The sequence below is a fragment of the Nocardioides sp. genome, from assembly GCF_024509035.1.
Taxonomy (GTDB): Bacteria; Actinomycetota; Actinomycetes; order Propionibacteriales; family Nocardioidaceae; genus Nocardioides.
Genome location: NZ_JANINT010000121.1, coordinates 1 through 6,802, shown reverse-complemented (window position 1 = coordinate 6,802; position 6,802 = coordinate 1). Strand labels below are relative to the sequence as shown.

Genomic DNA, 6,802 nt, shown 5'->3' with positions numbered 1-6,802 from the left:
CCGATCGTCATCGAGATGTCGTTGACCGCGACGACGTTGCGGTACCAGCGCGACACGTGGTCGATGCGGATCTCGCTCATCGCCCCACCCTCGTGGCCGCCCTCATGACTGAACCTTGCGGTAGCGCAGCAGGAGCCCGCCGATCGAGCCGAGCACGGTGAGCAGGGTGGCGACGACGTACACGATCCCCATGACGTCGCTGCTCGGCGGCGTCGGCGTCGCGTCGGGGGAGTCGAACAAGAAGACCTGCAGGCCGTTGACGAGCGTGTACGGCGAGAACAGCCCGGCGACCTCGCCGACGGCCTCGTGGCCGGCGCCGAGCGCGATGCCCTGGATCGTGGAGACGACTGTGTAGCTGACGAGCAGCACGACGATCACCGCGGTGACCGCCAGGCCCCGCCGGATCGTGAGGGCGGCGACCAGCGCGGCGAGTCCGGCCAGGCAGGCCGCGAGCAGCGCGGCGCCGACGATCGCGCCGAGGAAGCGTCCGGTCTCGCGGCCCGGCGGCAGGTCGGCCAGCAGCCCGCCGAGGTACATCAGCAGCAGCGGTGCGCCGATGAGGACGAACGTCGCGACGCTCAGCGAGGCGACCCGCACCAGCACGTAGACCGACCGGCGCATCGGCCGCGCCAGGTAGAGCGTGATCGTGCGGAACCGCAGGTCGCGGGAGATCAGGGCGGGGGCCTGGGAGGCGACGAAGACCGAGATCAACAGCTGGGTGGTGAGCGGGTAGGTCGAGTAGGCGACGATCTGCTCGTCCAGGTCGAGGATGTCCTTGGCCTGGACCAGCACCCCGACCAGGATCAGCGCGGGCAGCAGCATCAGCCCGAGCAGGATCATCGGCAGCACCTTCGAGCGCGCCGAGCGGCCCAGTCCGTAGGTGTTGCGCAGGCCGGTGACGAAGAACGACCACGCGACCGGGCCCTCGCCGAGCCGCGGCCCGCCGTACGGGCGATAGCCGAGGTCGTGGATGACGCCGGTGGGGCGGGCGGGGCTCTCAGACGGGCTGGACATCGCCGGCACCTCCGTCCCGGAACACGTCCTCGATGCGGTGGTGGCGCTCCTGCATCCGCACCAGCCCGAGGCCGAGGTCGACGGTGAGGTCGCGGACGACGTCGGGGGTCGTCTCGTCGCGGACGTCCACCTCCACCATCGTGCCCTCGGCCGGCCGGGCGGCCAGGCCCGCGTCGACGAGCGCCTGGCCGAGCAGCCGGTCGGCGTCGGGACGGCCCTGCACCTCCACCAGCAGGCTGCCGGTGGCATGCAGGAACTCGGTGGTGGCCGAGGAGCGCAGCAGCCTCCCGCCGTCGAGGACGACGACGTGGTCGCTGACCCGCTCGAGCTCCCCGAGCAGGTGGGAGGTGACGAGCACGGCGATGCCGAACTCGTGGCCGATCCGGCGCACCAGCCCGAGCATGTCGTCGCGCGAGGAGGGATCCAGCCCGTTCGTGGGCTCGTCGAGCAGCACCAGCCGCGGGTCGTGGACCAGCGCCTGGGCGAGCTTGGCCCGCTGCTTCATGCCGGTGGAGTAGCCGCCGATGGGGCGGTAGCGCTCCTCGGCCAGCCCGACGTGGCGCAGCACGTCGGAGGCGCGCTCGCGGGCCGCGGCGTACGGCAGGCCCGACATCTGGCCCAGGTGCACGACCAGGTCGCTGGCCGACACGTCGGCCGGCAGGCAGTCGTGCTCGGGCATGTAGCCGACCAGTGCCCGGATGGCGCCGCCCTCGGTCGCGACGTCGTGGCCGAGCACGCTGGCGCTGCCGCTGGTCGCCGGCACCAGCCCGAGCAGGATCTTGATCAAGGTGGACTTGCCGGCGCCGTTGGCCCCGACCAGGCCGGTCACGCCCTCGCCGACCGTCACGTCGAGACGGTCCAGCGCCGTGACGCGCGGGTACTGCTTGGTGAGCCCCGCGGTGTGGATGACGGCCACGACGCCAACCTAGCCCCCTTGGGACCCGACGCGACCGGTGTCCCCCGCAGTTCGGGGGAGCCTCCGGGTGAACCCTGAGGTCGTGGGGCAGGCTGGGGCCGTGCGATTCACCGAACACGAGCTGACGGCCGCCCTCACGGGCGCGGCCAAGAGCGTGCTGGCGTCCCAGGACCGCGACATCCGCAAGGGCCGCCGCACCGCGGACGCGGCGTGGGAGGCGCTCACCAAGTTCGAGCGGTTCCAGATCCTCGACGGCCTCGGCGGTCAGCTGCTGCCGGTGCTCGTCGGGCTGCCGGACGTCGAGGTCCCCGTCGGCGAGCGACCGTCGTTCACCGACGCCCAGATCACCACGGCCGTCGAGGAGCGGCTCGGCGACGAGCGCGGCGTACGCCGCAAGGCGCTGCTGGTGGCCCGGGTCGCGCTGGTGAAGGTCGCCTTGTTGAGCGTCCCACCCCGCCAGGACCCCGACGCGCTGATCGTGCCCGACCACCTCTGACCCGCGCACCTGCGTATCTGCTCTCCATCGAGCGGCCCGGGAGCAGATACGTCAGGTGCGCGGCGCCCTCATCGCATCGAGATCCACTCGAGGATCGGGCGACCTCCGCCCGGGGCGAGCTGGATCGCCCGGATCGGCCGGTCGTGCGGCACCGTGACCAGCCACCAACCGGACACGCACTCACCCGGCGCGAGGACCTCGTGCGCGGGATACGCCGGGTGCTCGGCGCCCGCGCCGGCCACGTAGTGCCGACCGTCGATCCCCTCGGCCCGCCAGTCCCGCCACCCGACGGTCTCGGAGCGGCGGCTCGAGGCCTTCACGCAGGTGCGGACCTCCTCCTGCCAGAAGCCCGGACCCGACCGGGCGGAGACGTGCCTCCCCTCGGGAGGCATCCGGCTCAGCGCCAGGACCTTGACGACGAGGTCGCCGGCCCGTCGTGGCGGTGGGTTGACGTCCGACCACGGACGGTGATGGTCGTCGGCGTGCGCCGCCGCTGTGGGCGACGGGGTGATCGCCCGGGCGGACGGGGTGGCCGCGTCGCGTGCGCACCCGGCCAGCAGGAGCACCGCGGCCAGTGCGATCACCGCCACCCGTCGTACCTGGAGCTCGTCGTCCATCGGCCGTCCTCTCGACGCCGGTGTGACGCCCGGGGACGGCCGAAGGTTGTGGCTCAGCCGAGCGCGGCTCCGACGACGGCCTCGGCCTCCTCCTGCACCTGCGCGAGGTGCTCGGGCCCGCGGAACGACTCGGCGTAGATCTTGTAGACGTCCTCGGTGCCCGAGGGCCGGGCGGCGAACCACGCGGACGCGGTCGTCACCTTGAGCCCGCCGATCTTCGCGCCGTTGCCGGGCGCCTCGGTGAGCTTGGCGGTGATCTCCTCGCCGGCCAGGGTCGTGGCCGACACGTCGTCGGGGGCGAGCGCGCCCAGCGCCGCCTTCTGCTCGCGGGTGGCGGGCGCGTCGATGCGGGCGTACGCCGGCTCGCCGTGCTCGGCCACGAGGTCGGCGTAGTGGGCCGAGGGGGAACGGCCGGTGCGGGCCAGGATCTCCGAGGCGAGCAGCGCGAGGATGATGCCGTCCTTGTCGGTCGTCCACGCCGAGCCGTCCATCCGCAGGAACGACGCGCCCGCCGACTCCTCGCCCCCGAAGCCGAACGACCCGTCGATCAGCCCGGGCACGAACCACTTGAAGCCCACCGGCACCTCGACCATCTCGCGGCCGATCGAGGCGGCGACCCGGTCGATCATCGAGGACGAGACCAGCGTCTTGCCGATCCGTGCGCCCGCTGGCCAGCCCGGCCGGGCACCGCCGAACAGGTAGCCGATCGCGACCGCCAGGTAGTGGTTGGGGTTCATCAGCCCGGCGTCGGGGGTGACGATGCCGTGCCGGTCGGAGTCGGCGTCGTTGCCGGTGGCGATGTCGTACGCCGACCGTTGCTCGATGAGGGACGCCATCGCGTTCGGCGAGGAGCAGTCCATCCGGATCTTGCCGTCCCAGTCGAGCGTCATGAACCGCCACGTCGCGTCGACCAGCGGGTTCACGACGGTCAGGTCCAGCCCGTGCCGCTCGGCTATCTCGCCCCAGTAGGCCACCGACGCCCCGCCGAGCGGGTCCGCGCCGATCCGCACCCCCGCGTCCTTGATCGCCGCGAGGTCCACGACGTTCGGCAGGTCGTCGACGTAGGTCCCCAGGAAGTCGTACGCCGAGGCCGCGGCCCGCGCGCGCCCGAACGGCACCCGCTTCACCTCGGCCAGGCCGGCCCGGATGAGCTCGTTGGCGCGGGCCGCGATCACCGACGTCGCGTCGGTGTCGGCCGGGCCGCCGTGCGGCGGGTTGTACTTGAAGCCGCCGTCGGAGGGCGGGTTGTGCGAGGGCGTCACCACGATGCCGTCGGCCAGGCCGGAGCCGCTCGTCCGGCCACCGTTGGCGCGCAGGATCGCGTGCGAGACCGCGGGCGTCGGCGTGTAGCCGTCGCGGTCGTCGACGAGCACGGTCACGTCGTTGGCGACCAGCACCTCGAGCGCGGTCGCCCAGGCCGGCTCCGAGAGGCCGTGGGTGTCGCGGCCGAGGAACAGCGGCCCGTCGTACCCCTGTTCGCGGCGGTAGTCGCAGATCGCCTGCGTGGTCGCCAGGATGTGGGTCTCGTTGAACGCCGTGCGCAGTGAGGACCCGCGGTGGCCGCTCGTGCCGAACGCGACCTGCTGGTCGACGTCGTCGGGGTCCGGCACGCCGGTGTAGTACGCCGTCACCAGGTGCGCGACGTCGACGAGGTCGGAGGGCTCGGCGGGCTGTCCCGCGCGCGGGTGGCTCATGTCCACATCATGCCCGCCGATGGTTTCGGTGAGCGTGCCGCCGGGCACCGCTGATGCAGGACAGTGCGACCTCGCGCGGACAGGAAGTCATGGCCCACCTCCTCGCCCCCACCGAGACGGACGCCGACGGTGCAGTCGACACGGCGCTCGTCGACGCACACCGCCCCTGCCTGAGCGCCGTCGTCCGGCGCGTCGGGCAGAGCCTGCTCATCGCGTGCGCCGTGCCGGCGACGGTGTTCTACGCCTGCCTGCGCCTCGAAGGGGTGTGGGTGGCGATCGGCGCCGCGCTCGCCTGGTCCTACGGCGCGATCGCCTGGCGGGCGCTCACCCGCCGGCGTACGTCGGGCCTGCTGATCCTGACCGCGGTGATGATGACCGCCCGCACGCTGATCGCGCTGGCCACCGACAGCACCTACCTCTACTTCCTCCAGCCGATCATCAGCGACGGCCTGATCGGGTTGACGTTCCTGGTCTCGATGGGCACCGCGCGCCCGATGGTGGCCCGACTGGCCGGCGACTTCTACCCGATGGACGACGAGCTGCACGTGCGCCCACGCATCCGTCGGCTGTTCTGGTACCTCACGCTCGGGTGGGCGCTGCTGTGCATCGGCAAGGCGACGATGACGCTGTGGCTGCTGCAGTCGCAGTCGCTGGAGACCTTCGTGCTCGTCAAGAGCGTCACCGTCCTGCTGCTCAACGCACTGGCCGTGGCCGCGACGATGACCGCGGCGGTCCTGGTGGCCCGCCGCGAGGGCCTGCTCGGGGAGCAGCACCCGGCCCCGGCCGTGCCCTGAGCGCGCTCCTCAGCCGACGGCGTCCAGCGTCGCCAGGTCCTCCTCGTCGAGCTGGAGCCTGCCGGCGCGGAGGTTCTCCTCGAGGTGCGTGACCGAGCTGGTGCCCGGGATCAGCAGGATGTTCGGCGAGCGTTGCAGCAGCCACGCGAGCGCGACCTGCATGTGGGTGGCGCCGTGCTTGTCCGCCACGGCCTGGACGGCGTCGATCGCGAGCGGGCTGAAGCCGCCCAGGGGGAAGAACGGCACGTAGAAGATGCCCTGCTCGGCGAGGGAGTCGATGAGGTCGTCGTCCCCGCGGTGGGCGAGGTTGTAGGCGTTCTGCACCATCGACACCGGCGCGATGTCCTGCGCGATCTTCACCTGCTCCGCGGTGCAGTTGCTCAGACCCAGGTCACAGACCAGGCCCTGGGAGTGCAGGTCGGCGAGCACCGTCCACTGCGCGGTGAAGTCGCCCTCCCAGTCGTCCATGAACCGGAGATTGACCCCGCCCAGCCGCTCGACGCCGAGGCGGCCGAGGTTGTCGTGCACGGCCTCCTTGATCTCGTCGGGCTCGAACGCCGTCAGCCAGGCGCCCGCGTCGTCGCGGCGCGCACCCACCTTGGTGACCAGCACCAGCTCGGGCGGGTAGGGGTGCAGGGCCTCGCGGATCAGGTCGTTGACGACGTAGGGGCCGTAGTAGTCGCTGGTGTCGATGTGGTCGACGCCGAGCTCGACCGCTCGCTGCAGGACGCGCACGGCCTCGTCCCGGTCGGCCGGCGGGCCCATGATGCCCGGCCCCGTCAGCCGCATCGCGCCGAATCCGATCCGCTTCACGTCCGAGAGTCGTTTCATGGCCCCCACTGTGCTCCGTCGTGCCGCGCCGGCCAAGGCCTTCCGGCCTCCTAGGATCGTCCCCGGGATGAGGGGGTCGAGGTGAGAGGCGCGCGCACGGTCGTGCTCGTGGGCGTGGCGCTGCTGGCGTACGTCGCCGGTCCGCTGGTGCTGCTCCTGGCCTGCCTGTGCCTGTACTTCCCGCGCGTGCGCGAGTGGCTGCGCCCGACCCGACGCGTGGTCGGCGGCTGGGTGGCGGCGGTGCTCGTGGTCGCCGGGGCAGCGGTCGTCGTGCCCGACGGCTGGCTGCCGATCGCACCGGGTCCGGGCACGTGGGTGACCCCGTCGTACGTCGGGCGCCCGGTCGTCGGCGGCACCGTGGACGGGCCCACGGGCGAGTCGCCGCGCGTGACCACCAAGGGCTACGGGCTCGACGACTGCCGGCGGCTCGAGGTCGGCGC

8 protein-coding genes are annotated in these 6,802 nt (G+C 72.5%); 3 read left to right on the top strand and 5 right to left on the bottom strand.

Features of this window, described 5'->3' with window-relative positions:
- Positions 1 to 102: 102 nt before the first annotated feature.
- Positions 103 to 1,014, bottom strand: a complete 912-nt coding sequence (locus Q0L15_RS10195) for an ABC transporter permease (RefSeq protein WP_296604097.1) — start codon at positions 1,012 to 1,014, stop codon at positions 103 to 105.
- Positions 998 to 1,930 carry an ABC transporter ATP-binding protein gene (locus Q0L15_RS10190; protein ID WP_296604096.1) on the bottom strand — a complete coding sequence of 311 codons (933 nt, stop codon included), beginning with the start codon at positions 1,928 to 1,930 and terminating at the stop codon, positions 998 to 1,000. The genes Q0L15_RS10195 and Q0L15_RS10190 overlap by 17 nt, the downstream gene beginning before the upstream one ends.
- Before the next feature lie 100 nt (positions 1,931 to 2,030).
- Here Q0L15_RS10190 and Q0L15_RS10185 point away from each other — a divergent pair, with 100 nt between their 5' ends.
- Positions 2,031 to 2,426, top strand: coding sequence for a hypothetical protein (locus tag Q0L15_RS10185; RefSeq protein WP_296604094.1), 396 nt, complete (start codon positions 2,031 to 2,033; stop codon positions 2,424 to 2,426).
- Positions 2,427 to 2,494: 68 nt separating this feature from the next.
- Here Q0L15_RS10185 and Q0L15_RS10180 read toward each other — a convergent pair whose 3' ends face one another.
- Both Q0L15_RS10180 and pgm read right to left on the bottom strand, forming a co-directional pair.
- Entirely contained in the window at positions 2,495 to 3,043 is a 549-nt protein-coding gene (locus Q0L15_RS10180) for a hypothetical protein (protein WP_296604093.1), read from the bottom strand.
- Between the two features lie 53 nt (positions 3,044 to 3,096).
- Complete coding sequence (pgm, locus tag Q0L15_RS10175) at positions 3,097 to 4,737, bottom strand: phosphoglucomutase (alpha-D-glucose-1,6-bisphosphate-dependent) (RefSeq protein ID WP_296604092.1); 1,641 nt, start codon at positions 4,735 to 4,737, stop codon at positions 3,097 to 3,099.
- An 89-nt stretch (positions 4,738 to 4,826) separates the two neighbouring features.
- On the opposite strand from pgm, the gene Q0L15_RS10170 reads away from it, so the two are divergent.
- Entirely contained in the window at positions 4,827 to 5,531 is a 705-nt protein-coding gene (locus tag Q0L15_RS10170; protein ID WP_296604090.1) for a VC0807 family protein, read from the top strand.
- A 9-nt stretch (positions 5,532 to 5,540) separates the two neighbouring features.
- Here Q0L15_RS10170 and Q0L15_RS10165 read toward each other — a convergent pair whose 3' ends face one another.
- Positions 5,541 to 6,362, bottom strand: coding sequence for an oxidoreductase (locus Q0L15_RS10165; protein ID WP_296604089.1), 822 nt, complete (start codon positions 6,360 to 6,362; stop codon positions 5,541 to 5,543).
- Positions 6,363 to 6,443: 81 nt separating this feature from the next.
- On the opposite strand from Q0L15_RS10165, the gene Q0L15_RS10160 reads away from it, so the two are divergent.
- Positions 6,444 to 6,802: hypothetical protein (locus Q0L15_RS10160; RefSeq protein ID WP_296604087.1), on the top strand; the 359-nt coding region annotated here is incomplete at its 3' end.